Source organism: Bradyrhizobium sp. R2.2-H (assembly GCF_004346455.1).
GTDB lineage: Bacteria > Pseudomonadota > Alphaproteobacteria > Rhizobiales > Xanthobacteraceae > Bradyrhizobium > Bradyrhizobium diversitatis.
Genome location: NZ_SMBR01000004.1, coordinates 285,239 through 307,976 on the forward strand (window position 1 = coordinate 285,239; position 22,738 = coordinate 307,976).

The 22,738-nt window shown below is 65.7% G+C and carries 22 protein-coding genes; 15 read left to right on the top strand and 7 right to left on the bottom strand.

What is annotated here, in order from left to right; translation table 11 throughout:
• The first annotated feature begins 49 nt into the window (after window positions 1–49).
• Together EDE08_RS12320 and EDE08_RS12325 are read left to right on the top strand one after the other, a co-directional pair.
• Window positions 50–1,516: an EAL domain-containing protein gene (locus EDE08_RS12320; protein ID WP_131869178.1), complete on the top strand. Its 1,467-nt coding sequence runs from the start codon at window positions 50–52 to the stop codon at window positions 1,514–1,516.
• Window positions 1,517–1,531: 15 nt separating this feature from the next.
• A complete protein-coding gene (locus tag EDE08_RS12325) occupies window positions 1,532–2,386 on the top strand; it encodes a TIGR01459 family HAD-type hydrolase (RefSeq protein WP_131869177.1) in 855 nt (284 codons plus the stop codon).
• A 139-nt stretch (window positions 2,387–2,525) separates the two neighbouring features.
• On the opposite strand, the gene EDE08_RS12330 is transcribed toward EDE08_RS12325, so the two are convergent.
• Window positions 2,526–2,921 carry a response regulator gene (locus EDE08_RS12330; RefSeq protein ID WP_008567674.1) on the bottom strand — a complete coding sequence of 132 codons (396 nt, stop codon included), beginning with the start codon at window positions 2,919–2,921 and terminating at the stop codon, window positions 2,526–2,528.
• Between the two features lie 230 nt (window positions 2,922–3,151).
• Between EDE08_RS12330 and EDE08_RS12335 the strand changes: the two genes are divergently transcribed.
• Complete coding sequence (locus EDE08_RS12335) at window positions 3,152–4,123, top strand: bifunctional riboflavin kinase/FAD synthetase (RefSeq protein WP_131869176.1); 972 nt, start codon at window positions 3,152–3,154, stop codon at window positions 4,121–4,123.
• A gap of 9 nt (window positions 4,124–4,132) precedes the next feature.
• Here EDE08_RS12335 and EDE08_RS12340 read toward each other — a convergent pair whose 3' ends face one another.
• On the bottom strand, window positions 4,133–4,573 hold the full coding sequence (locus EDE08_RS12340; protein ID WP_131869175.1) for an RES family NAD+ phosphorylase: 441 nt from the start codon (window positions 4,571–4,573) through the stop codon (window positions 4,133–4,135).
• Between the two features lie 9 nt (window positions 4,574–4,582).
• Window positions 4,583–4,930, bottom strand: a complete 348-nt coding sequence (locus EDE08_RS12345) for an MbcA/ParS/Xre antitoxin family protein (RefSeq protein WP_131869174.1) — start codon at window positions 4,928–4,930, stop codon at window positions 4,583–4,585.
• Window positions 4,931–5,184: 254 nt separating this feature from the next.
• Between EDE08_RS12345 and ileS the strand changes: the two genes are divergently transcribed.
• The 6 genes from ileS (at window position 5,185) to arfB (ending at window position 13,001) form a co-directional block, all read left to right on the top strand.
• Window positions 5,185–8,193, top strand: a complete 3,009-nt coding sequence (gene ileS, locus EDE08_RS12350) for an isoleucine--tRNA ligase (protein WP_131869173.1) — start codon at window positions 5,185–5,187, stop codon at window positions 8,191–8,193.
• Window positions 8,194–8,203: 10 nt separating this feature from the next.
• The gene (lspA, locus tag EDE08_RS12355; protein ID WP_028176617.1) at window positions 8,204–8,698 is read left to right on the top strand and encodes a signal peptidase II; all 495 of its coding nucleotides are present in this window, start codon (window positions 8,204–8,206) and stop codon (window positions 8,696–8,698) included.
• Window positions 8,699–8,794: 96 nt separating this feature from the next.
• Window positions 8,795–9,520 (top strand): hypothetical protein, encoded by a 726-nt coding sequence (locus EDE08_RS12360; RefSeq protein ID WP_131869172.1) that lies wholly within the window; start codon window positions 8,795–8,797, stop codon window positions 9,518–9,520.
• Window positions 9,521–9,710: 190 nt separating this feature from the next.
• The gene (locus EDE08_RS12365) at window positions 9,711–11,105 is read left to right on the top strand and encodes a M16 family metallopeptidase (RefSeq protein WP_502700591.1); all 1,395 of its coding nucleotides are present in this window, start codon (window positions 9,711–9,713) and stop codon (window positions 11,103–11,105) included.
• Window positions 11,102–12,466, top strand: a complete 1,365-nt coding sequence (locus tag EDE08_RS12370; RefSeq protein ID WP_165935887.1) for a M16 family metallopeptidase — start codon at window positions 11,102–11,104, stop codon at window positions 12,464–12,466. Before EDE08_RS12365 ends, EDE08_RS12370 begins: the two co-directional genes overlap by 4 nt.
• 118 nt (window positions 12,467–12,584) lie before the next feature.
• The gene (arfB, locus tag EDE08_RS12375; RefSeq protein ID WP_028176613.1) at window positions 12,585–13,001 is read left to right on the top strand and encodes an alternative ribosome rescue aminoacyl-tRNA hydrolase ArfB; all 417 of its coding nucleotides are present in this window, start codon (window positions 12,585–12,587) and stop codon (window positions 12,999–13,001) included.
• 62 nt (window positions 13,002–13,063) lie between these two features.
• Here the strand turns inward: arfB and EDE08_RS12380 are convergent, their stop codons facing one another.
• Window positions 13,064–13,372, bottom strand: a complete 309-nt coding sequence (locus EDE08_RS12380; RefSeq protein WP_131869170.1) for a hypothetical protein — start codon at window positions 13,370–13,372, stop codon at window positions 13,064–13,066.
• Window positions 13,373–13,682: 310 nt separating this feature from the next.
• Here EDE08_RS12380 and EDE08_RS12385 point away from each other — a divergent pair, with 310 nt between their 5' ends.
• From EDE08_RS12385 to EDE08_RS12400, 4 genes are read left to right on the top strand one after another with little or no spacing between them, the layout of a single operon-like run.
• Entirely contained in the window at window positions 13,683–14,069 is a 387-nt protein-coding gene (locus tag EDE08_RS12385; RefSeq protein WP_165935920.1) for a c-type cytochrome, read from the top strand.
• On the top strand, window positions 14,070–14,465 hold the full coding sequence (locus EDE08_RS12390) for a VOC family protein (protein WP_124160355.1): 396 nt from the start codon (window positions 14,070–14,072) through the stop codon (window positions 14,463–14,465).
• 35 nt (window positions 14,466–14,500) lie between these two features.
• Window positions 14,501–15,049: a gluconate 2-dehydrogenase subunit 3 family protein gene (locus EDE08_RS12395; protein ID WP_131869168.1), complete on the top strand. Its 549-nt coding sequence runs from the start codon at window positions 14,501–14,503 to the stop codon at window positions 15,047–15,049.
• Window positions 15,050–15,080: 31 nt separating this feature from the next.
• Window positions 15,081–16,649, top strand: coding sequence for a GMC family oxidoreductase (locus tag EDE08_RS12400; protein ID WP_131869167.1), 1,569 nt, complete (start codon window positions 15,081–15,083; stop codon window positions 16,647–16,649).
• 208 nt (window positions 16,650–16,857) lie between these two features.
• Here the strand turns inward: EDE08_RS12400 and EDE08_RS12405 are convergent, their stop codons facing one another.
• A complete protein-coding gene (locus EDE08_RS12405; protein ID WP_131869166.1) occupies window positions 16,858–17,175 on the bottom strand; it encodes a ribbon-helix-helix domain-containing protein in 318 nt (105 codons plus the stop codon).
• 247 nt (window positions 17,176–17,422) lie between these two features.
• Between EDE08_RS12405 and mutL the strand changes: the two genes are divergently transcribed.
• Window positions 17,423–19,234, top strand: a complete 1,812-nt coding sequence (mutL, locus tag EDE08_RS12410; protein ID WP_131869165.1) for a DNA mismatch repair endonuclease MutL — start codon at window positions 17,423–17,425, stop codon at window positions 19,232–19,234.
• A gap of 82 nt (window positions 19,235–19,316) precedes the next feature.
• Here mutL and rsmD read toward each other — a convergent pair whose 3' ends face one another.
• Window positions 19,317–19,874: a 16S rRNA (guanine(966)-N(2))-methyltransferase RsmD gene (gene rsmD / locus EDE08_RS12415; protein WP_131869164.1), complete on the bottom strand. Its 558-nt coding sequence runs from the start codon at window positions 19,872–19,874 to the stop codon at window positions 19,317–19,319.
• 174 nt (window positions 19,875–20,048) lie between these two features.
• Window positions 20,049–22,088: a pseudouridine synthase gene (locus EDE08_RS12420; protein WP_165935888.1), complete on the bottom strand. Its 2,040-nt coding sequence runs from the start codon at window positions 22,086–22,088 to the stop codon at window positions 20,049–20,051.
• A gap of 122 nt (window positions 22,089–22,210) precedes the next feature.
• Between EDE08_RS12420 and EDE08_RS12425 the strand changes: the two genes are divergently transcribed.
• On the top strand, window positions 22,211–22,669 hold the full coding sequence (locus EDE08_RS12425) for a nucleoside deaminase (protein ID WP_131869425.1): 459 nt from the start codon (window positions 22,211–22,213) through the stop codon (window positions 22,667–22,669).
• Window positions 22,670–22,738: the final 69 nt, after the last annotated feature.

The window sequence follows — 22,738 nt, forward strand, 5'->3', positions numbered from 1 at the left end:
CCCGTGTTTTCCCGGTGAAGCAGTCAGCTCTTGAGGCATAACGCGCGGCATGATTCGCATTTCGACGATCTTCATCGCCATCTGCATGGTCCTGGTCGCGGCCTCGCTCGGGCTCGTGCTCTATTCGGTCGCCGGCATCAGCGGAACGGAATCGGCCATCGTCGCGCTGACCGCGCTGACGTTCCTGATCCTCTACAACGCGGTGTCGATGCGGCTGCGCGACCGCAGCGACGTCGGCGGGCAGATCGCCGACCTCTCGCGGGGCACCGCCGACCTCGCCCGACAGGTGGCCGAGTTCGGCCGCCGGCTTGCCGCGATCGAGGGCCGCATCGCCTCGTCCAATTCGGCCAACTCCGACCGCGTCCAGTCGGTGATCGGCGAGATCAACGAACTCGGCGGATTGGTCAGGCAGCTTGCCACCACCGTGTCGGCCCATGAGGATCTGCTGGCCGGCCACGCGCCGGCCCCCGCCCCGGTCATGAGGCCCGAGCCGGAGACGCCGATCGATCTGGCTGCCCCCTTCGAGGAGAAGCCGGTCGCCGCTCCCCCACTTCCCGTGCCGCCCCGGCCGGCGTCGGCGGTCCAGGCCCAGCCCGCCACCCCGGTTCAGAGCGGCAATGGACGCAGCCAGACCCAGATGCTGGCGACGCTGCGCAATGCAATCGACGAGAACCGCATCGACATATTCCTGCAGCCGATGGTGACGCTGCCGCAGCGCAAGGTGCGGTTCTACGAGGCGGTGACGCGCCTGCGCGACGAGCGCGACCAGCTGATCGCCGCCGAGGAGTTCATCAGCATCGCGGAAGCTTCGGGCTTGATCGGCCGCATCGACAACATGGTGATGTTGCGCTGCGTGCAGGTGCTGCGGCGCCTGATGGTGCGCAACAAGGACGTCGGCGTGTTCTGCAACCTCGCAGCCTCCACGCTCGGCAATTCCACCACCTTCGCGCAATGCCTCGACTTCCTCGAAGCCAACCGGGCGCTGGCGCCCTCCCTGGTGCTGGAGTTCAAGCAGTCGACGTTCCGCAATCTCGGCCCCGCCGAGACCGAGAATCTCGCGGCGCTCGCCCAGCGCGGCTTCCGTTTCTCGATCGACCATGTCACGGATCTGCGCATCGAGCCGCGCGAACTGGCCGATCGCGGGGTACGCTTCATCAAGGTGCCGGCCACGCTGCTGCTCGATCCCAGGCAGGCCTCGACCTCGGACATCCACCCCTCCGATCTCTCCGACCTGCTCGGCCGCTTCGGCATCGACCTGATCGCCGAGCGGATCGAGGGCGAGCGCGCGGTGGTCGACCTGCTCGACTACGATGTGCGCTTCGGACAGGGGTTCCTGTTCGCGCCGCCGCGGCCATTGCGGCCGGAGGGGCCATCTGCTACCGCCGGGGCCTCGCCGAACCAGACGAAAGACATTCAGGGACCTCATGGCTCCGGCACACCCAGCTCAGGCGCGACGTCTTCTGCGCCTCCGCCACAGCGCATCACCGGCAACGCGGCGCTCGCGCGCCGCATCTGATCGGCCACGCAGATCATGACTACGCTACATTTTGCCGAAGGCCTGCGCGAGCTCGTGGGCGGTGTGGACGTCGTGCTCAGCGACATCTGGGGCGTGGTCCATAACGGGCTGGAATCCTTCCCCGAAGCCTGCGAGGCGCTGCACACCTATCGCAGCCGCGGCGGTACGGTGATCCTGATCACCAACGCGCCGCGCCCGGCCGACTCCGTCCAGCGGCAATTGCGCAAGCTCGGTGTCCCCGATGAGACCTATGACGCGATCGTATCTTCAGGCGACCTGACCAGGCTCTATGTCGCCGAGCATCCCGGCCGCAAGATGTTCTGGCTCGGCCCCGAGCGCGACAACTCGATCTACCGCGGCCTCGATGCGGTGACCGCGCCGCTGGAGGAAGCCGACTACATTGTCTGCACCGGCCTCTATGACGACGAGACCGAGACGGCGGAAGACTATCGCGGCATGATGCTGAAGGCGCGCGAGCGCAAGCTGACGCTGGTCTGCGCCAACCCCGACATCGTGGTGGAGCGTGGCGACCGGCTGATCTATTGCGCCGGCGCGATCGCGGAGCTCTACCGTGAGCTCGGCGGCGAGGTGATCTTCTATGGCAAGCCGCACCGGCCGATCTACGAGCGCGCCATGTCACTCGCCGGGGAACGCCAGGGCAACCAGATCGACCGCAGGAAGGTGCTGGCGATCGGGGATTCTGTCCGCACCGACCTGACCGGCGCGCGCGAATTCGGCATCGACTGCCTGTTCGTGACCCGCGGCATCCATGCCGAGGAGTTCGAGGGACTTGACCAGCTCGACCCGACATCGGTCGTGGAATTGTTCGGCCACCCGCCGAAGGCGCTGATGCGCGAATTGAAGTGGTAGAAAATGTCGTGCCCCGGACGCAGCTCGAAGAGCTGCAGAGCCGGGGCCCATAAGCCGCAAGCGATATCGTGGATAGACTGGATCCCGGCTCGGCGTCGCGTCACTGACGTGCCGCGCCTTGTCCGGGACACGATCGCGCTTACGCGCTCGCCATGTCCGGGAAGACCGCTTCGATCTTGGTCTTCAGCGTCGCCGCATTGAACGGCTTGACGATGTAGTTGTTCACGCCGGCCTTCTTGGCCGCGATCACGTTCTCGGTCTTGGATTCCGCCGTGATCATGATGAAAGGCGTGGTGGCGAGGTTCGGATCCGCGCGGACTTCGCGCAGCAGGTCGTAGCCCGTCATCGGCTCCATGTTCCAGTCGGAGATCACGAGCCCGTACTTCTTGCCACGCATCTTGTTCAGCGCTGCCGAACCGTCGCTGGCATCATCGATGTTCTCGAAGCCAAGCTGCTTCAGCAGATTCCGGATGATACGGATCATGGTGCTGTAGTCATCCACCACCAGAACCGGCATCGACAAATCAACCGCCATCTCGACTCCCCCAACGCAAACCCAGGAATATTAGGATCGGACCTGCCAGGCCGGAGCCCGGCAGTTCCACGCCTCAAGGACTAGCATCAAGGCGTTAAACAGCGCGTTAATTGCGGACATCGCCAAAGGACTGAAATCGTGTTCAATGTCTGCCCGCCCCGCCGCTTGACTTCGCACGGCCGGTCGCGCCACGGTCCGGGCCGGTCCTGCCCGGTTCGAGAATTCCCCTGATGGCTCCGCCTTTTACCGTCATTCGCGATACAACGCCGGATTCCGCGATTCCGAGGGGCGCCGTGGTTGCCATGGGCAATTTCGACGGCGTTCATCTTGGCCATCGCGCAGTGATCGCGGCAGCGCTGGAGATGGGCCGGACGCATGGCCGCCCTGCGCTGGCATTGACCTTCGAGCCGCATCCGCGGCGGTTTTTCAGCCCCAACACCCCGCAGTTCCGCCTGACGGACGAGCGGGCCAAGCTGCGGCTGTTGGCCGGCACCGGGCTGGCCGGCGCCGTGGTCATGACCTTCGACAAGGCGCGTGCCGGAACCGGCGCGCAAGATTTCATTCACCATGACCTGATCGGGCGCCTCGGCGTCAGCGGCATCGCGGTCGGTTACGACTTCCATTTCGGCAAGGGCCGGGTCGGCTCGCCGAGCCTTCTCGTCAACGAGGCGCCCCGGCTCGGCATCGAGGTCGACGTGCAACCGCACGTCGATATCGACGAGCGGCCCGTCTCCTCCAGCGCGATCCGGATCGCCCTCGCCGAGGGCCAGCTCGACGACGCGACCACCATGCTGGGCGGGCCCTGGTTCATTACGGGCGAGGTCATCCATGGCGAAAAGCGCGGCCGCGATCTCGGCTATCCCACCGCCAACATCCGCCTGGACGCCAATTGCGGGCTCAAGCACGGCATCTACGCGGTGCGGGTCGGCCGCGGTGCCGAGCGGCTCGACGGCGTGGCCAGCTTCGGCCGCCGTCCGACCTTCGACAATGGCGCCCCGCTCCTGGAGATCTTCCTGTTCGACTTCAAGGGCGACCTCTACGGGCAGCTCCTCGACTGCGCCTTCATCGGCTTCATCCGCGAAGAGCTGAAATTCGACAGCCTGGAGGCCCTTATCCGCCAGATGGACGACGATTCCGCCCGCGCCCGCGCCATGCTCGCCGCCGCCCCGGATGCGTTTCCGCGGCTGGGCGTGATCGATTAAGCATTCCGATCACGCGAGCAGGCGTGGATCGAACGGCGCGTGGATCACTTCGCTAATGCTGACATGCGCGGCATCCGGATGCGCGGGGTTTAGGAGAAAATTGTCTCCCCGTGCACTGATCGCGGAGGGCACTTGCAAGAGCGCACTAACCGACCGGTCGAGCCAGCCATCCCCAATCTCTCGGCTGACCATCGTTTGGGTCCGCCAATCCGTTGGCAACTCAGATTTGACGGTCTCGACGACGATTTCGTCGGGCACTGCGATGCGCAGCAACTGATAGGTGGGCGGGATGAGATCCCGGTCCATATGGACTAGCATCTCCAGCAATGCGCTTGACGGGTGATCGGCAAGATAAACGATCCGCCGGCCCTGCGAATGCCACCGGCCAGCGGCCCTCAGTCCGCCAATCCCGGACAGATCGACGTAGTTCGAAATTCGCCAGAGCTCCATATGGCGGGCTCAGGCAAAGATTCCGTGATCGATCTGTTCCAGCATTTCCCGCACGACCGCGGCGCCAAGCTCATCCTTCACCAGATCGAGCGGCCTTTGACTCGAGAGGGAGGTATTTGGCCTGGTCAGCCAGGCTTCGGCTCTCTCCGCGTCACCGAAAACTCGGGTCGCGAGCGTGCTGATATCGAGTAGCCGGACCAGTGCCTCGCGCCCCGGACCGCCCACGGCGGAAGCCATTTCAGTCGAAAAGACCCGTAGACGTTGCTCAGCCTTGGAGAGTACGCCGTTATCGGCTCCCCCGTGCCTCCGTAGCTCCTTCAGCTCTTCCAACACCTCGGCAAGCGGCGCGGCGTTCATGAAATTCTCTCCTTGCTTCAATAAATTAGCGTCTTTGAGGAAAACCGCAACTGCACCCTGTCCGGCATCTCACCCTTTGCGCTTCCTCCGCCCCCCTGCTATGGAGAGCCCATGTTTGCGCGGCGCATCATAGGGATTAGCGGCCCGGCTTCCGCCTGAGCCTTTGGCTCGGCGCAAGACCGGGATTTTGTCGTTTCACTCCCGCGATTCCGCATCGCGATCCCTTCCCGCGCCCTTCCGAGCCAGTCAGCCTCATGTCCGAAAAGCCGCAGAAGTCCCAAAAGCCTGAAGCCAAAGACTATTCGAAAACCCTGTTCCTGCCGCAGACCGAATTCCCGATGCGCGCCGGCCTGCCGCAGCGCGAGCCTGAGATCCTCAAGCGCTGGTACGAGATCGGGCTCTACGAGAAGCTGCGCCAAGCTGCGAAGGGCCGCGCCAAGTTCGTGCTGCATGACGGGCCGCCCTATGCCAACGGCAACATCCATATCGGCACGGCGCTGAACAAGATCCTGAAGGATCTCGTCACCAAGAGCCAGCAGATGCTCGGCTTCGATTCCAACTACGTGCCCGGCTGGGACTGCCACGGCCTGCCGATCGAGTGGAAGGTCGAGGAGGAGCATTATCGCAAGAAGGGCAAGCAGAAGCCCGACTTCCGCGACTCTGCCGCCATGATCGATTTCCGCAAGGAGTGCCGCGCCTATGCCACGCACTGGCTTGGCGTGCAGCGTGAGGAGTTCAAGCGCCTGGGGGTGATCGGCGACTGGGACCATCCCTACGCCACCATGAGCTATCCCGCCGAAGCCCAGATCGCACGCGAGCTGATGAAGTTCGCGGCCAACGGCACGCTCTATCGCGGCTCCAAGCCGGTGATGTGGAGCGTGGTCGAGAAGACCGCGCTGGCCGAAGCCGAGGTTGAGTACGAGGACCACACCTCCGATACGGTTTGGGTGAAATTCCCGGTGACCTCGCCCGCGCACGGCGCGCTCGCCTCCGCAAGCGTCGTGATCTGGACCACCACGCCCTGGACCCTGCCCGGCAACCGCGCCATCTCGTTCTCGCCGAAGATCGCCTACGGCCTCTACAAGGTGACGGACGCGCCCGCCGACAATTGGGCCAAGACCGGCGACCTCCTCATCCTTGCCAACGCGCTCGCGGAAGAGGTGTTCAAGCAGGCGCGCGTGACGGCTTTTGAGAAAGTCCGCGACGTCCCCGGCGACACCATGGACGCGATCGAATGTGCCCATCCGCTGAAGGGCCTTGGCGGCGGCTATGACTTCGTCGTGCCGCTGCTGCCCGGCGACCATGTCACCGATGACACCGGCACCGGCTTCGTGCACACGGCGCCCGGCCACGGCCGCGAGGACTTCGATGTCTGGACGGCGCAGGCGCGCGATCTCGACGCGCGCGGCATCAACACCGCGATCCCCTACACCGTCGACGAGAACGGCGCCTACACCGATCATGCGCCCGGCTTTGCCGGCAAGCGCGTCATCACCGACAAGGGCGAGAAGGGCGATGCCAACGAGGCCGTGATCAAGGCGCTCGTCGACAGAGGCATGCTGCTCGCGCGCGGCCGGCTGAAGCATCAATATCCGCACTCCTGGCGCTCCAAGAAGCCGGTGATCTTCCGCAACACGCCGCAATGGTTCATCGCCATGGATAAGGACATCGCGGTGGGCGGCAAGACCAAGGCCGGCGACACGCTGCGCGCCCGCGCGCTGCACGCGATCTCGGTGACGCAGTGGGTGCCGCCGTCGGGCGAGAATCGGATCAACGGCATGATCGAGGCGCGGCCGGATTGGGTGATCTCGCGCCAGCGCGCCTGGGGCGTACCGATCGCCGTGTTCGTGCGCGAGAAGGGTGACGGCTCCGCCGAGATCCTCCAGGACGAGGCCGTCAATGCACGCATCGGCGAAGCCTTCGAGAAGGAAGGCGCCGACGCCTGGTACGCGACGGGCGCGCGCGAGCGCTTCCTCGGATCACGCGCGAGCGAGGACTGGCAGAAGGTCGACGACATCCTCGACGTCTGGTTCGATTCAGGCTCGACCCACGCCTTCGTGCTGGAAGACCCCGTGCATTTCCCGGGGTTGTCAGGCATCAAGCGCAAGGTCGACGGCGGCACCGACACGGTGATGTACCTGGAAGGCTCGGACCAGCATCGCGGCTGGTTCCACTCCTCGCTGCTGGAAAGCTGCGGCACGCGCGGCCGCGCGCCTTACGACATCGTGCTGACCCACGGCTTCACCCAGGCCGAGGACGGCCGCAAGATGTCGAAATCGCTCGGCAACACCATCGAGCCGCAGTCCGTCATCAAGGACTCCGGCGCCGACATCCTGAGACTCTGGGTCGCATCCAGCGACTACACCGACGACCAGCGCATCGGCCCCGAGATCCTGAAGAACACCGTCGAGACCTATCGCAAACTGCGCAACACCGTACGCTGGATGCTGGGCACGCTGCACCACTACAAGCCGGCCGACGCAGTCGCGCCCGCCGAGATGCCCGAGCTGGAGCGCCTGATGCTGCACGAGCTCGCGGTGCGCGCCAGCGCGATCGGCAAGGCCTATCGGGAGTTCGACTACAAGACCGTGGTCGCGATCCTGTCCGCCTTCCTGAACAGCGAGCTCTCGGCGTTCTACTTCGACATCCGCAAGGACACGCTTTATTGCGATCCGCCCTCTTCGCTGACGCGCAAGGCGGCGCTGACGACCATCGACCTGTTGTGCGCCTCGATCCTGAAATGGCTGGCGCCGATCCTCAGCTTCACCGCAGAAGAAGGCTGGCGCATGTACCGGCCCGACGCCGAGCCGTCCGTGCATCTGACGCTGTTCCCGACCGACCTGGAAGACCTGCGCGACGACAGGCTCGCCGCAAAATGGGAGACGATCCGCAACGTCCGCCGCGTCGTCACCGGGGCGCTCGAGCTCGAACGCGCCGCCAAGAACATCGGCTCCTCGCTCGAGGCGTCGCCGGTGATCTATGTCGCCGACCGCGACATGCTGATGACGCTGTTCGACACCGATCTTGCCGAGATCTGCATCACGTCGAACTACGAGGTGCGGGAGGGTGAGGCGCCGGCTTCGGCGTTCCGTCTCGATGCCGTGCCCGGCGTTGCGGTCGTGGTGGAGAAGGCGGTCGGCACCAAATGCGCCCGCTCCTGGAAGATTTCGCCGATGGTCGGCGAGGACCCTGAATACCCCGACGTCACCCCGCGCGATGCGAAGGCGCTGCGCGAATGGAAGGCGCTTGGGGTGAGCGTCTGATCGGTCGACCATGACCCCGCTCCGCGCCGGCATCCTCGCGGCAATGGTCACGCTGGTGGCCGACCAGGCCTCGAAGCTCTGGCTCCTGAACGTGTTCGACCTCGCCGGTCGCGGCGCGGTGCGGGTGACGCCCTTCTTCGACCTGGTGCTGGCCTGGAACATCGGAATCAGCTTCGGCTGGCTTCAGAACGACAGCCAGGCGGCGCAGCTCGCGCTGATGGCCGTCAAAGGTATCGCGGTGGTCGCGCTGGCGATCTGGATGGCCCGCTCGCACACCATGCTTGCTACGATCGCGCTCGGCCTGATCATCGGCGGCGCCATCGGTAACGGCATCGACCGCCTGGCCTATGGCGCGGTGGTGGATTTCGCCCTGCTCCACATCGAGATCGCCGGAAAAACCTATAATTGGTATGTGTTTAACCTCGCGGACGTGGCCATCGTTGCTGGGGTGGCGGCGCTATTGTATGATTCCTTCCTGGGGGTACCCGCCGCAAAAGCGCCCTGATCCCGGCCGATACGGACCGGCGGTGGAACCCGGCCTTTGCGAGGATGAGAGCCGCGTGCGCGCGGCGATCTGCCACAATATGGAACAGGTACAGCAATGCGCAGCGCGATGACCAGCGATTCGATGGTGCGAGACCTCCGGTGGGGGCTCTGGCGGGCATTGAAATTGTCCGCTGTCGCACTTGGCATCGGTCTCGTCATGTCGACCGGCGCGGCCCGCGCCGGTGACGACGACGACGAGGAAGACGATATGACCTTCGAAGAGAGGCTCATCGACAATCTGATGTCCGGCATCGGCGCCAAGAGCATGGAAAAGAAGGGCATCGAATACCGCGAGCGCTCGCCGCTGGTGGTGCCGCCCAAGCTCGACCTGCCGCCGCCTGCGACCGAAGCCAAGGCTGCGCCGAACTGGCCCAAGGACCCCGAAGAAAAGCGCCGCAAGGAAGCCATCGCCGCGCGCAAGAAGGCCACCAAGGCAACGGAGAGCTGGCAGGCCGCCCAGCCGCTGACGCCTGCCGAGATGAAGGCCGGCCAGGTCGCCGCAGCACCCCGCACGAGCAACGATCCGATTCAGCCGGGCACCAACGGCAACCCGTCGATGAGCCCCGCCGAGCTCGGTTTCACCGGCGGTCTGTGGAACATGATGAAGGGCGGCGCCAGCTCCGAGTCCAAGGAGTTCACGTCGGAGCCGCCGCGCCAGTCGCTGGTCGAGCCGCCGCCGGGCTACCAGACGCCGTCGCCGAACTACGCCTATGGCGCCGGGCCGGACAAGTCGCGGCGGATGTATTACGACATCATGTCCGGCAAGGAGAAGGAACAATAGCGTTCCTGTCCACTGCGACATCCTGACAAGAGCGAGGCCGGCGCCTGCGCGCCCGGCGCAGCCGTAAATTGCCTATCAGTAACTTGCCTGCGAGATGCGTTCTCTGCTTCGTGACGCGAAGCCTCAGCCGCACGGTGTAGCATGCCGTGCCTCCGAGCCGGACATCCGGGCTCGGCCTTCCAAAAGGATCATGATGTCCTCTTACCGATCGGCTGCCTGCCTCCTTGCCGCGCTGCTTTCGACGAGTGTCCTCTCCGCCGGCACGTCCCTCGCCCAGACCACGGTAACATCGGCTCCGCCAGCCAGCTTCACGCTCAGCAACGGCATGCAGGTCGTGGTGATCCCGGATCACCGCACGCCCGTCGTCACCGAGATGATCTGGTACAAGGTCGGCTCGGCGGACGAGACCCCCGGCAAGTCCGGGCTGGCGCATTTCCTCGAGCACCTGATGTTCAAGGGTACCTCGAAGCATCCGGCCGGAGAATTCTCCCAGACCGTGCTTCGCGTCGGCGGCAACGAGAACGCCTCGACCTCGGTCGATTACACCAATTACTACCAGCGCGTGCCGAAAGAGCAGCTGCCGACCATGATGGAGTTCGAGGCCGACCGCATGACGGGCCTCGTCCTCAAGGACGAGAACGTGCTGCCCGAGCGCGACGTCGTGCTCGAAGAGTACAATATGCGCGTCGCCAACAATCCGGATGCGCGGCTGAACGAGCAGATCATGGCCGCGCTCTATCTCAACCATCCCTACGGGCGTCCGGTGATCGGCTGGCATCAGGAGATCGAAAAGCTCGATCGCGAGGATGCGCTCGCCTTCTATCGCCGCTTTTATGCGCCGAACAACGCGATCCTGGTGATCGCCGGTGACGTCGACGCCGCCGAAATCCGCCCGCTGGTCGAGCGCAATTTCGGCTCGATCCCGGCGCAGCCGGCCATCCCGGCACGCCGCGTCCGTCCGCAGGAGCCGGAGCCCGCCGCCCCGCGCACGGTCACGCTGGCCGACCCGCGCGTCGAGCAGCCGAGCATGCGGCGCTACTATCTAGTGCCCTCCGCGACCACGGCGGCAGCCGGCGAGAGCGCTGCCCTCGACGTGCTGGCGCAGCTGATGGGCAGCGGCAGCAATTCCTATCTCTACCGCGCGCTCGTCGTCGACAAGCCGCTCGCGGTCTCCGCCAACGCCAGCTATTCGAGCATCTCGCTCGACCCGACCCAGTTCGCGATCTCGGCCGCGCCGAGGCCCGGCGTCAGCTTCGCAGAAGTGGAGCAGGCGGTCGACGGTGTCATTGCCAGCGTTGCGCAGAACCCGATCCGCGCCGACGATCTGGAACGCGTGAAGACCCAGCTCATTGCCGAGGCGATCTACGCCCAGGACAATCAGACGGTACTGGCGCGCTGGTACGGCGGCGCGCTGACCACGGGCCTGTCGATCGAGGACATCAGGAGCTGGCCCGACCGCATCCGCGCCGTCACCGCCGAGCAGGTTCGCGCCGTCGCGCAGAAATGGCTCGAGAAGAAGCGCTCGGTGACGGGCTATCTGATCAAGGACACCGCCACCGTCAAGCGCGAGGAGAAGCGTTCGTGACCTATCCCTTCCTTCGACGCGTTGCATTCTCCCTTGCCACCGGCGCGGCGCTCGCGCTCGCCGCCGTCTCGCCGTCACATGCCGCTGCAAAAATCCAGCGCCTGATCTCGCCCGGCGGCATCGAAGCCTGGTTCGTGCAGGACGCGACCGTGCCGCTGATCGCGATGGAATATTCCTTCGCCGGCGGCTCGTCCCAGGACCCCAAGGACAAGCCGGGCGTCGCCAATCTGGTCGGTGATCTCCTCGACGAAGGCTCCGGCGATCTCGACTCCAAGTCGTTCCATGAACGGCTCGACCGCCGCGCCATCGAGCTCTCCTTCAACGCCACCCGCGATACGTTTCGCGGCAGCCTGCGCATGCTGCGCGACAACAAGGATGAGGCCTTCGATCTGCTCAGGGGCGCGCTGACCTCGCCGCATTTCAACACCGCCGACGTCGAACGCATCCGCTCGCAGGTCATCTCGGGCCTGCGTCGCGAGACCACCAATCCGACCTCGCTGGCGAGCCGCAAGTTCCTGGAAGTCGCCTTCGGCGAGCATCCCTACGGCCGGCAGACCAACGGCAACCTCGACAGCGTGCCGACCATCACGGTCGCCGACATGAGGGATTATGTCGGCCGCGTCCTCGCCAAGGACGGTCTGAAGATCGCCGTCGTTGGCGACGTCGATCCGGCGACCCTGGGCAAGCTGCTCGACCACACCTTCGGTAGCCTGCCTGCCAAGGCCAATCTGACTCCGGTTCCCGACGTCGAGGCTGCAAAGCCCCCGCAACGCGCCTTCGTGACGCTCGACGTGCCGCAGACCGTGATCACCTTCGGCGGTCCCGGGGTGAAGCGCAGCGATCCGAACTTCATGGCGGCCTATGTCGTCAACCACATCCTCGGCGGCGGCGGCTTGTCCTCCCGGCTCTATCGCGAGGTCCGCGAGAAGCGTGGGCTGGCCTATTCGGTGTTCGAATCGCTGCTCTGGATGGAGCATTCGGCGATCTTCATCGGCAACACCGGCACGCGCGCCGACCGCGCCGGCGACACCATCGACGCCATCGAGAAGGAGGTGCGCCGCATGGCCGAGGAGGGCCCGACGCAGAAGGAGCTCGACGAGGCCAAGTCCTACCTCAAGGGCTCGCAGATGCTGGCGCTCGACACCTCATCCAAATTGGCACAGGCGCTGCTGCAATATCAGCAGGACAAGCTGCCGATCGACTATATCGAGAAGCGCAACGCCATCGTCGACGCCGTGACGCTGGACGACGCCAAGGCGGCCGCCAAACGCCTCTGGGGCCAGGGCCTCCTCACCGTCGTCGTCGGCCGCGCCCCGCAGGCCGCGGCGCAACCGGCGGCTGCGACGCCGAAGTCGAACTGATCTGTTCTCCACACGCTCCCTGAATGGCCGGGCTCGTCCCGGCCATTTGCGTTTGCATGAGCACCATTGCCGAACCTGAACGTCCGCGATATGTCCAGACATCACGGATGGTGCCTACATGCTGCGGATATCCCGCAATCTCGTCATCGACGAGGACGATATCGAGATCGGTTTTGTCCGCGCCTCCGGCCCGGGCGGGCAGAACGTCAACAAGGTCGCGACCTCGGCACAGCTGCGCTTCGACACGCGCAAGCTGACCTTGCCGGAGGACGCGGCCCTGCGGCTTGCGCGCCTTGCCGGCCAGCGCATGACCAAGGACGGCGTCATCGTGATCCAGGCGCAGCGCTTCCGCACCCAGGAGCGCAACCGCCAGGATGCCATCGACCGTCTCACGGAGATGCTGCGCGAGGCGATGATCAGGCCGACGCCGCGGCGCGCGACGCGGCCGACCTTCGCCTCCAAGCAGCGCCGACTCGAGGGCAAGAAGCGCCGCAGTGACGTCAAGGCGGGACGCGGCCGGAGCTTCGACGACTAACTGGCGCGGCAAAGAGCTCCGGCCGCGACGCGACCGGAGCTTTGCCGATTCACCCGGCGAGACTAGTAACGTTTGGACGGGGCTGCGCCGCCCGTCGCGGCATCGTCGGCTGTTCCCTTGTGCGTAGCATTGCCCGTGGTGCCGACCGTGCCCCTGGTGCCTTTGGTCGACTTCATGCCGGTCTTCTCACCGGCTGCGCCCGGCTGAGCATTCATCTCCTCGTCGCCACTGCCCATGGTGCTGCCTTGCATGGGTTTGCCTTGCACGGTGCCGCCTGGCTTGGCGGTGGGTGGCGCGCTTTGCGCGAGGACAGGTGTCGCAATGAGGGCCGACAGAGCGCAGGCGATCATCGAGGTCTTCACCAACTTCATCCATTTCTCCTGGATTGTTTCGCGATGAATGGCTCGGCGGCTCCTTGCGCCGCTCGTCTGCACCGGACCATTGCATCGCGTAAAGAGTTCAAGCGGCGCAACGTCATGCAATGCGCATCGTGTGGTGATCATTTAGGGATTTGACGGCGGTTTCGCGGAATTGTGCTCCGCATATAAGGCGCTGCGGAACATCACACGCGCCCCACACGTTTCCGTTCGCCGCGAAACAGCCCGCTACTACCACCTCATCTCTGACGCCGATTAGAGTTTGCACACGCTGGATTTGACGTGGATGAGCAAGCTCTTGGCGATGCGCACGATCGTGCCGGGATTGTGCACCGCGATGGTGCTGATGGCGCGAGGCGCCGACGCGCAGATGCCATTGCCGGCGGCACGGCCGCCGGATGGCGCGACGCTATTCAAGCAGCAATGCGCGGTGTGCCATACCACCAATCTCTCGGACCCGATGCGACAAGGTCCGCCGCTGGTCCGGATCGTGGGCCGCGCCGCCGGCAAGGTCGAAGGCTTTCACTATTCAGATGGTCTCGCCAAAGCTGACTTCACCTGGGACGAGGCCCGGCTGGACGCGTGGCTGGCCAATCCGCAAGCCGTCATCCCCGGTGTGATCATGGCCTATCGGCAGGCCAGGCCCGAGACGCGCGCCGCCATCATCACTTACCTCAAGGAGCTGAACTGAATGGCAAAGCCAGTCCATTCCATGATCCGCGTGCTGGAGGAGGCGCGCTCGCTCGACTTCTACAAGCGTGCTTTCGGCCTGGAGGTCACCGACCATCTGAAGTTCGCGGATTTCGCCCTGATCTATCTGCGTCACCCCTCCTCGCCGTTCGAGGTCGAGCTGACGGTCAATTTCGATCGCAAGGAGCCGTACCAACTCGGCGACGGCTACGGCCATCTCGCCGTGGTCGTTGAAGACCTCGATGCCGAGCATGCGCGCTTCGAGCGCGAGAAGCTCGCACCGGGACCCTTACGCGATTTCAAGCACGACGGCCGAACGCTGGCGCGCTTCTTCTTCGTCAGTGATCCCGATGGCTACAAGATCGAGGTGATCCAACGGGGCGGCCGTTTCAACTGACCAAACCAAAATCAAAAATCTACGGAGGACATGCCATGAGAGAAGTCGATCGTCGAAGCAAGCACAGCCGCCGCGTCTTTATCAAGGGCGCGGCGGCCGCCGTGCCGGTCGCGGCCGTTGCGACCAGCGTCGGAGTCAGCATCGACAACGCCTGGGCCGAAGAGACGAGCGCGCTCTCGCCCTCGACGATGAAGACGCTGCTGAAGGTCGCGCGCGACATCTATCCGCACGACATGCTCGGCGACAGCTACTACATCACCGCGATCAAGCCGTGGGACGGCAAGGCGGCGGAGGATCCTACCGTCAAATCGCTGATCAGCGACGGCATTGCGCGGCTCGATCAGAACGCGCGCGACCGCCACAAGGTGCCTTATGTCGAAGTGGCCTGGGAAGCCGACCGCGTGGTGCTCCTGAAGGAGATCGAGCAAAGCGCCTTTTTCCAGAAGGTGCGCGGCGATCTCGTCGTCTCGCTCTACAACCAGAAAGAGGTCTGGCCGCGGTTCGGCTACGAGGGCTCTTCCGCCGAGCTCGGCGGCTACATCAACCGCGGCTTCGCCGATATCGACTGGCTGCCGAAGGCTTAGATCGCCACCCCAACGGTTCAGGAGAACGCATATGGCAAAATTCGATCTGAACGACTCCGGCGTCGTGGTGATCGTCGGCTCCGGTGCGGGCGGCGGCACGCTGGGCAACGAGCTCGCGCAGAAAGGGATCAAGGTCGTCATCCTCGAGGCAGGTCCCCGCATCGAGAACCACGACTTCATCAATGACGAATGGGAGAGCTTCTCCCAGCTCGCCTGGACCGATGCGCGCACCACGTCGGGCACATGGCGCGTCGCCAGGGATTTTTCGGGCCTTCCCGCCTGGATCGTCAAGGCGGTCGGCGGCTCGACCGTGCATTGGGCCGGCGCCTCGCTGCGCTTCGACGAGCACGAGTTCAGGGTGAAGAGCACCTACGGCAACATTCCCGGCGCGAACCTGCTGGACTGGCCGGTCACGCTCGCCGAGATGGAGCCGTGGTACGCCAAGGCCGAGAACAAGATGGGCGTGACTCGCACCAACGGCATTCCCGGCCTGCCCGGCAACAATAACTTCAAGGTGCTGGAGGCCGGCGCGAAGAAGCTCGGCTACAAGACCGTGCATACCGGCAACATGGCGATCAACAGTCAGCCGCGCGACGGACGGGGCTCGTGCCAGCAGATCGGCTTCTGCTTCCAGGGCTGCAAATCCGGCGCCAAATGGTCGACGCTCTACACCGAGATTCCCAAGGGCGAGGCGACCGGCAATCTCGAGGTCCGGCCCGGCAGCATGGTGGTGAAGATCGAGCATGATACCACCGGCAAGGTCACCGGCGTCGTCTACGCTGACGAGCAAGGCGCGATGCAGCGCCAGAAGGCGCGCATCGTGGCGGTGGCCGGCAACTCGATCGAGAGCCCGCGGCTGCTGCTCAACAGCGCCTCCACGATGTTCCCCGATGGCCTCGCCAACTCCAGCGGCCAAGTCGGCCGCAACTACATGAGGCACATGACCGGTAGCGTCTACGCGGTGTTCGAGAAGTCGGTGCACATGTATCGCGGCACCACCATGGCCGGCATCATCCGCGACGAGGCCGCCAACAACCCGAAGCGCGGCTTCGTCGGCGGCTACGAGATGGAGACGCTGTCGATCGGCCTCCCGTTCATGGCGGCGTTCCTCAACCCCGGCGCCTGGGGACGCTCGTTCACGTCAGCGCTCGACGGCTATCCCAGGATGGCCGGCATGTGGCTGGTCGGCGAGGACATGCCGCAGGAGACCAATCGCATCACGCTCGATCCGGTCGTGAAGGACAAGTTCGGTCAGCCGGTCGCGAGCGTGCATTTCGACGACCACCCCAACGATGTCGCGATGCGCGCGCATGCCTACAAGCAGGGCGCCGCGGTCTACGACGCCGTCGGCGCCACCGTGACCTATCCGACGCCGCCCTATCCGAGCACGCACAATCTCGGCACCAACAGGATGAGCGAAAAGCCCCGGGACGGCGTGGTCAACAAGTTCGGGCAGAGCCACGACATCAAGAACCTGTTCGTCTCCGATGGCAGCCAGTTCACCAGCGGCGCGGCCTGCAACCCGACGCTGACCATCGTCGCGCTCGCGATCCGGCAGGCGGACTACATTGCGGAGGTGATGCAGAAGAAGGAGATTTGATCGTACGCTACCATCGCGATCGCCGGAACGGCATTGAGGAGGGATTGCGTATCCACACTCAAGGTGTCGTCCCGGTGAACGCCGGTGCCCATAACCACAGGGCCCAGTTTGGCGGAGATTGGTCGTTCGGTACTTCGAGCTTCCGCACTCGATAGATCACGCGGTATGGGTCCCGGCGTTCGCCGGGACGACACCGAGGGTGGAGCGGCTACTCGGCCGCGTCGAGAATGGGCGTAACGGTTGCCTTGAAATCCTGGACCGGCGTGACGCTCCGTGAGCGGTAGATCAAACACGAGCAGCGCAGCAGCGAGGCGAAATTGTTGACCTCGCCATGATGGTCGAGCACCTCGTTGTAGAGCGTGGTCAGGAACTTGCCGAGGCTCATGCTCTCCTTGGCCGCGATCTCCTCCAGCGTGTCCCAGAACGCCATTTCCAGGCGGATCGACGTGCAGTGCCCACCGATCCGCAAAGACCGTGTCTGGGATTCGTAGTCGCGCTGGGGCTGATGCGCGAAGAGATGGCACATGGCGTCCTCCCGTCCTGTTGCCGTTTTTTCACGATGCTACACCGCTGCCCGGCGCCTCACAATCACAACCACGGCCGAAAGCCGGCGCATCGACACGGCGGCACTGTCCCGAACGTCCAATGTCTTCAATGTGATAGAGGGTCTTCTTCCCCAGCCCGTCACGCGGCTGTTGCCCAACGCATGCTTTTGACGCAACACGGCCTAGAATAGACCATCAGCGAATCCAAGACCGAGCCCGATCGAATTCATGCCCGTCCGCCAATTGCCCGAACAGGTCGTCAACCGCATCGCCGCCGGCGAAGTGGTCGAACGTCCCGCGAGCGTGGTCAAGGAGCTGGTCGAGAACGCCATTGATGCCGGCGCGAGCCGGATCGACGTCTTCACCGATGGCGGCGGGCGGCGGCGGATCGGCATCACCGATGATGGCAGCGGCATGACCGCTAAGGATCTCTCGCTCGCGGTCGAGCGCCACGCCACCTCCAAGCTCGACGACGAGGACCTGCTCCAGATCCGCACCCTCGGGTTCCGCGGCGAGGCGCTGCCCTCGATCGGCTCAGTGGCGCGTCTCTCGATTACCACGCGGCATGCCAGCGAACCGCATGCCTGGGCCCTCACCGTCGAGGGCGGCGCGAAGTCCGAGATCATGCCGGCGGCGCTGGCCCACGGCACCCGCGTCGAGGTTGGCGACCTCTTCTACGCGACGCCGGCGCGACTGAAGTTCTTGAAGACCGACCGCACCGAGGCGGAAGCTATCCGCGAGGTCGTGCGGCGCCTCGCCATGGCCCGGCCCGACGTTGCCTTCACACTCGCGGGCGAGGAGCGCGCGCCGGTGACCTGGGCCGCCGCCCTGCCCGGCGCCGCCGGACGGCTGACGCGGCTCGGCGATATTCTGGGAGCCGAATTCCGCAGCCACGCCATCGAGGTTCATGCCGAGCGCGAGGGCGTCGTGGTCGACGGCTATGCGGCGGCGCCGGCGCTGACCAAGGCCAACGCGCTCGGGCAGTATCTCTTCGTCAACGGCCGGCCGGTCCGCGACAAGCTGATCCTGGGGGCGGTGCGCGCCGCCTATTCCGACTACCTGCCGCGCGATCGTCACCCGGTGCTGGCGCTGTTCGTCACGCTCGATCCGCGCGAGGTCGATGCCAACGTGCATCCGGCGAAGACCGAGGTGCGATTCCGCAACGCCGGCCTAGTGCGCGCATTGATCGTGCACGGGCTGAAGGAGGCCCTCGCGCGCGAGGGCCGGCGCACCGCCGCCAACAGCAGCGAGAGCGCATTGTCCTCATTCCGGCCTGCCTTCACGCCGCGTCCCGCTAGCTGGGACTGGCGGGCCTCGCCAGCCGCCCCCGCCGCGCCGATGCCGTCCTTCCAAGGCGCCGCCGCCCCCGCCTTCGCCGAGCGCGTGCAGGCTGCATTCGATGTCGGCGCGCCCAGCGCGGACGTGCGGTTCGAATCGCAGCCAACCGGCGACCTCATCGATCGCCCGCTGGGCGCAGCGCGCACGCAGATCCACGAAACCTACATCGTCTCGCAGACCCGCGACGGCCTGATCATCGTCGACCAGCACGCCGCGCATGAGCGCATCGTCTACGAGCGGCTGAAGGCCTCGCTGGCAGCGAACGGCGTGCAGCGGCAGATCCTCCTGATCCCCGAGATCGTCGAGATGGACGAGGCGACCGTCGAGCGCCTGCTGGAGCGCAGCGACGAGCTGGCCTCGTTCGGCCTCGCCATCGAATCCTTCGGCCCCGGCGCAGTCGCGGTGCGCGAGACGCCGTCGCTGCTCGGCAAGACCAATGCCGGCGGACTCTTGCGCGACCTCTCCGAGCACATGGCCGAGTGGGACGAGGCGCTGCCGCTGGAGCGCCGCCTGATGCACGTCGCCGCCACCATGGCCTGCCACGGCTCGGTGCGCGCCGGCCGCAGGCTCAGACCGGAGGAGATGAACGCGCTGCTCCGCGAGATGGAGGAGACGCCGAACTCCGGCCAGTGCAATCACGGCCGGCCGACGTATGTGGAGCTGAAGCTGAGTGACGTGGAGAAGCTGTTCGGGCGGAGGTGATGGTGCCGTAGGGTGGATTAGCCGAAGGCGTAATCCACCTCTTCTGCTTCCGCCGTGAGAGACAATGGCGGATTACGCTTCGCTAATCCGCCCTACGCAGAAGCACAAACTCCGTATCGTCATAAGCCCGCCGCTCCAGCTCCTCGTATCCTTCCGGCGTCACGAACTGCGCGGCCTTCGCCTCCTCCACCACCAGCAGCGCGCCCGGCGTCAGCCAACCGCCGTCGCGCAGGCTCGCGAGCGCCTTCTCCGCCAATCCCTTGCCATAGGGCGGATCGAGGAACACCAGCGAGAACGGCTCGACGGGATGCGCAGGGCCGAGATCGGTGGCATCGCGGCGATAGACCTTGGTGACACCACCGAGGCCGAGTGCCTCGACGTTGTTGCGGAGCAGCGCACGCGCCTCGGCGCCGTTGTCGACGAACAGCGTGAACTTCGCCCCACGTGAGGATGCCTCGATGCCGAGCGCGCCGGTGCCGGCGAAGAGATCGAGCACGCGCGCGTCCGCAATCGGATCGTCGTAAGCATGGACGAGGATGTTGAACACGGACTCGCGCAACCGGTCCGCCGTGGGGCGGATGTCGCGCGAGGACGGTGAGGCCAGATTGCGCCCCTTCAAACGACCGCCGACGACGCGCATTATGAGACCCGCATGTTTGCGGCACGGAAGGTGCGCTCCCTTCCCCCTTGTGGGGAAGGGTTGGGGAAGGGGGTGCCACAAGCGACGACCTCCCGTGGGATACCCCCCTCCCTAACCCTCCCCCACATGGGGGGAGGGAACGAGAGGGTGCACCGTGACGAAGCGCACCGCACCTCAGTCCTCCCGCGGCGTCAGGTCGCGCTTGCCGTGATAGCCGCGCTTGGGACGGCGTGGCGGGCCGTAGCCGCTCGCGTCCATCTCGTTGCGCTCGCGCGCCTCCTCGCTGCCGGTGCGCTGCACCAGCACGCGGCGGCCCTTGCGGTCGTTGATCACGGCGCGCTTGTTGGCGGGCTTGCTCTCGCGGGGCGCATCGTCATCGGCCGCAGACGATTTCTGCGGTACGTCAAACTGCGCGCCCGACTTCTCGATCACCTTGTCGCCGAGCTGCTCGCGCAGCACGCGCGAGCGGACCTCCTCGACTTGACCTTCAGGAATCTCGCCGAGCTGGAACGGGCCGTAGGAGACGCGGATCAGCCTGTTCACCTCGAGCCCGAGATGGGCGCAGACATTGCGCACCTCGCGGTTCTTGCCTTCGCGGATTGCGAACACCAGCCAGACATTGGCGCCCTGGTCGCGCTCGAGTGTCGCCTCGATCGGACCATACTTGACGCCCTCGACCTCGATGCCGTTCTTGAGCTCGTCGAGCTGCGCCTGGGTGACGTCGCCATGGGCGCGGACGCGATAGCGGCGCAGCCAACCGGTGTCGGGCAGCTCGAGCGTGCGGGCGAGGCCGCCGTCATTGGTGAGCAGGAGCAAGCCTTCGGTGTTGAAGTCAAGCCGGCCGACGCTGATCAGCCGCGGCAGGCCTTCGGGCAGATTGTCGAACACGGTCGGACGTCCCTCGGGGTCGTCGTGCGTCGTCATCAGGCCGCGCGGCTTGTGATAGAGGAACAGCCGCGTGCGCTCGCGCTCCGGCAACGGCTTGCCGTCGACCATGACGACGTCGTTCTTGGTGACATCGAGCGCCGGCGAGTTGATCACGCGGCCGTTGACCGTGACGCGGCCCTGCGTGACCATCTCCTCGGCATCGCGGCGCGAGGCAAGGCCCGCGCGCGCCAGCACCTTTGCGATGCGCTCGCCGGCCTTCTTCGGCTTCGGCGCGTCTTCGCGACGCGGCCGTCCCTCGAAATCGCGATCGCGCTGGCGATAGGCGCCGCGGCCGCCGAAGGCGGGGCGCTTCTCGAAAATCCTGCTCTCATCCTCGTTTTCGCGGCGCGGACGATCGCCGAAACGGCCTTCGCTGCGCGGATGCTCGTGCCAGTCGGAGCGGCCCTCGGAGCGCTCGCGTGGACGGTTGAATTTCGGGCGATCGCCGCCGCGCCCACCGCGCTCGCCCTCGGCATCACGACGAGGCCGATCGAATTTCGGGCGATCCTCGCGCGGCCGATCGAACTTGGGCCGCTCGCGGAACGGACGATCGCCCGGCGCGCGATCGTCGCGCGAACGCGAGAAGCGCGGACGGTCCTCGCCGCCTTGCCGATCGTCGCGCTTTTGCCAGGGCTTCTCCTGGCTGCGGTCACGGCCGCCGAAATCCTTGCGCGGCGGCCGATCGCCGCGCGAAGCCGCGTCGCGCTTCTGCCAGGGCTTTGAATCGCTGCGCTCGCCGCGATCGCGCGGGCGGTCGCTGCGATCCGGTCCGCCTCGCGAAAACTTCCGCTCGCCCTCGAACTTGCGCTCCGGACGATCGCCACGCGGCGCATAGGGCCGCTTCTCGCCGAACTTCCTCTCGCCGGAACGACCGGCCGGACGGGAATCGTCGCGGCCATAGGACGGTCGATCACCGCGCGGCTTGAACGGCCGCTTCTCGCCGTCGCGCGAGGAGCGGTCGGAAAACGGGCGGTCGCCGCGCGGCTTGAAGCTGCGCTGCTCGCCGCCACGGTCGTCACGCTTGAATTTCGGACGGTCACTGAAATCGCGGCGCGGGGCATCGCCCTCCTCGCGGCGGCGGAACGGGCGATCCCCGCGGTCGGCGCGAGGCGGACGGCTGTCGCGGTCGCCACGGGGCGGGCGGGCAGCGCCCCGGCCCTCAGGGCTGCGCTTGGCGAACTTCTTCTCGGGGCCACGCGGCTTGCCGGACCGGCCCTTCGGCGGGCCTCCCCTTGCCGGGCCTCGCCGGCCGCGGGAATCGTTGTCTTTGTCGCTGTCGCGAGGCATGAATAATCTCACCTAAGGGGGGTAGCGCGATGAGCATTGCGCGCGCTCGCTGCGAGCCGCATGCTCAGGCAAAATCGGTATCCACTCTTGCTGAAGGCGGAGCTAGTAGCAGGTTTCTGGCGATGATACGAGGCTTGAAAGCCCCTTCTTTCATGGATTTGGCGCTTCTGACGGCCGAAAACGCCGGAAAATCGGGCGAAGTTCCGATCGGATGCGTGGTGGTCCGCGATTACGAGGTCATCGCCACCGCCGCCAACCGGACGCTGACCGACCATGATCCGACCGCCCATGCCGAGATCATCGCGCTGCGCGAGGCCGCCGCGAAGATCGGCAGCGAGCGCCTCGTCGACTGCGACCTCTACGTGACGCTGGAGCCCTGCACCATGTGTGCGGGCGCGATCTCCTTTGCAAGGATCAGGCGGCTCTATTACGGCGCCGCCGATCCCAAGGGCGGCGCGGTGGAATCCGGCGTGCGCTTCTTTGCCTCGCCGACCTGCCACCACGCACCGGACGTCTACTCCGGCGTCGGCGAGAGCGAGGCGGCGCGGCTGCTCAAGGAGTTCTTCCGGGAGCGGAGGTAGGTGCCTGCACCCTCACCTGTCATGCCCCGCGAAGGCGGGGCATCCAGTACGCCGCGGCCCGTCGGTTCA

Bases quoted from the DNA above. Each gene is read 5' to 3' on its own strand.
- EDE08_RS12320 (WP_131869178.1), top strand. From the start codon at position 50: ATGATTCGCATTTCGACGATCTTCATCGCCATCTGCATGGTCCTGGTC.
- EDE08_RS12325 (WP_131869177.1), top strand. From the start codon at position 1,532: ATGACTACGCTACATTTTGCCGAAGGCCTGCGCGAGCTCGTGGGCGGT.
- EDE08_RS12330 (WP_008567674.1), bottom strand. From the start codon at position 2,921: ATGGCGGTTGATTTGTCGATGCCGGTTCTGGTGGTGGATGACTACAGC.
- EDE08_RS12335 (WP_131869176.1), top strand. From the start codon at position 3,152: ATGGCTCCGCCTTTTACCGTCATTCGCGATACAACGCCGGATTCCGCG.
- EDE08_RS12340 (WP_131869175.1), bottom strand. From the start codon at position 4,573: ATGGAGCTCTGGCGAATTTCGAACTACGTCGATCTGTCCGGGATTGGC.
- EDE08_RS12345 (WP_131869174.1), bottom strand. From the start codon at position 4,930: ATGAACGCCGCGCCGCTTGCCGAGGTGTTGGAAGAGCTGAAGGAGCTA.
- ileS (WP_131869173.1), top strand. From the start codon at position 5,185: ATGTCCGAAAAGCCGCAGAAGTCCCAAAAGCCTGAAGCCAAAGACTAT.
- lspA (WP_028176617.1), top strand. From the start codon at position 8,204: ATGACCCCGCTCCGCGCCGGCATCCTCGCGGCAATGGTCACGCTGGTG.
- EDE08_RS12360 (WP_131869172.1), top strand. From the start codon at position 8,795: ATGCGCAGCGCGATGACCAGCGATTCGATGGTGCGAGACCTCCGGTGG.
- EDE08_RS12365 (WP_502700591.1), top strand. From the start codon at position 9,711: ATGATGTCCTCTTACCGATCGGCTGCCTGCCTCCTTGCCGCGCTGCTT.
- arfB (WP_028176613.1), top strand. From the start codon at position 12,585: ATGCTGCGGATATCCCGCAATCTCGTCATCGACGAGGACGATATCGAG.
- EDE08_RS12380 (WP_131869170.1), bottom strand. From the start codon at position 13,372: ATGAAGTTGGTGAAGACCTCGATGATCGCCTGCGCTCTGTCGGCCCTC.
- EDE08_RS12385 (WP_165935920.1), top strand. From the start codon at position 13,683: ATGCGCACGATCGTGCCGGGATTGTGCACCGCGATGGTGCTGATGGCG.
- EDE08_RS12390 (WP_124160355.1), top strand. From the start codon at position 14,070: ATGGCAAAGCCAGTCCATTCCATGATCCGCGTGCTGGAGGAGGCGCGC.
- EDE08_RS12395 (WP_131869168.1), top strand. From the start codon at position 14,501: ATGAGAGAAGTCGATCGTCGAAGCAAGCACAGCCGCCGCGTCTTTATC.
- EDE08_RS12400 (WP_131869167.1), top strand. From the start codon at position 15,081: ATGGCAAAATTCGATCTGAACGACTCCGGCGTCGTGGTGATCGTCGGC.
- EDE08_RS12405 (WP_131869166.1), bottom strand. From the start codon at position 17,175: ATGTGCCATCTCTTCGCGCATCAGCCCCAGCGCGACTACGAATCCCAG.
- mutL (WP_131869165.1), top strand. From the start codon at position 17,423: ATGCCCGTCCGCCAATTGCCCGAACAGGTCGTCAACCGCATCGCCGCC.
- rsmD (WP_131869164.1), bottom strand. From the start codon at position 19,874: ATGCGCGTCGTCGGCGGTCGTTTGAAGGGGCGCAATCTGGCCTCACCG.
- EDE08_RS12420 (WP_165935888.1), bottom strand. From the start codon at position 22,088: ATGCCTCGCGACAGCGACAAAGACAACGATTCCCGCGGCCGGCGAGGC.
- EDE08_RS12425 (WP_131869425.1), top strand. From the start codon at position 22,211: ATGATACGAGGCTTGAAAGCCCCTTCTTTCATGGATTTGGCGCTTCTG.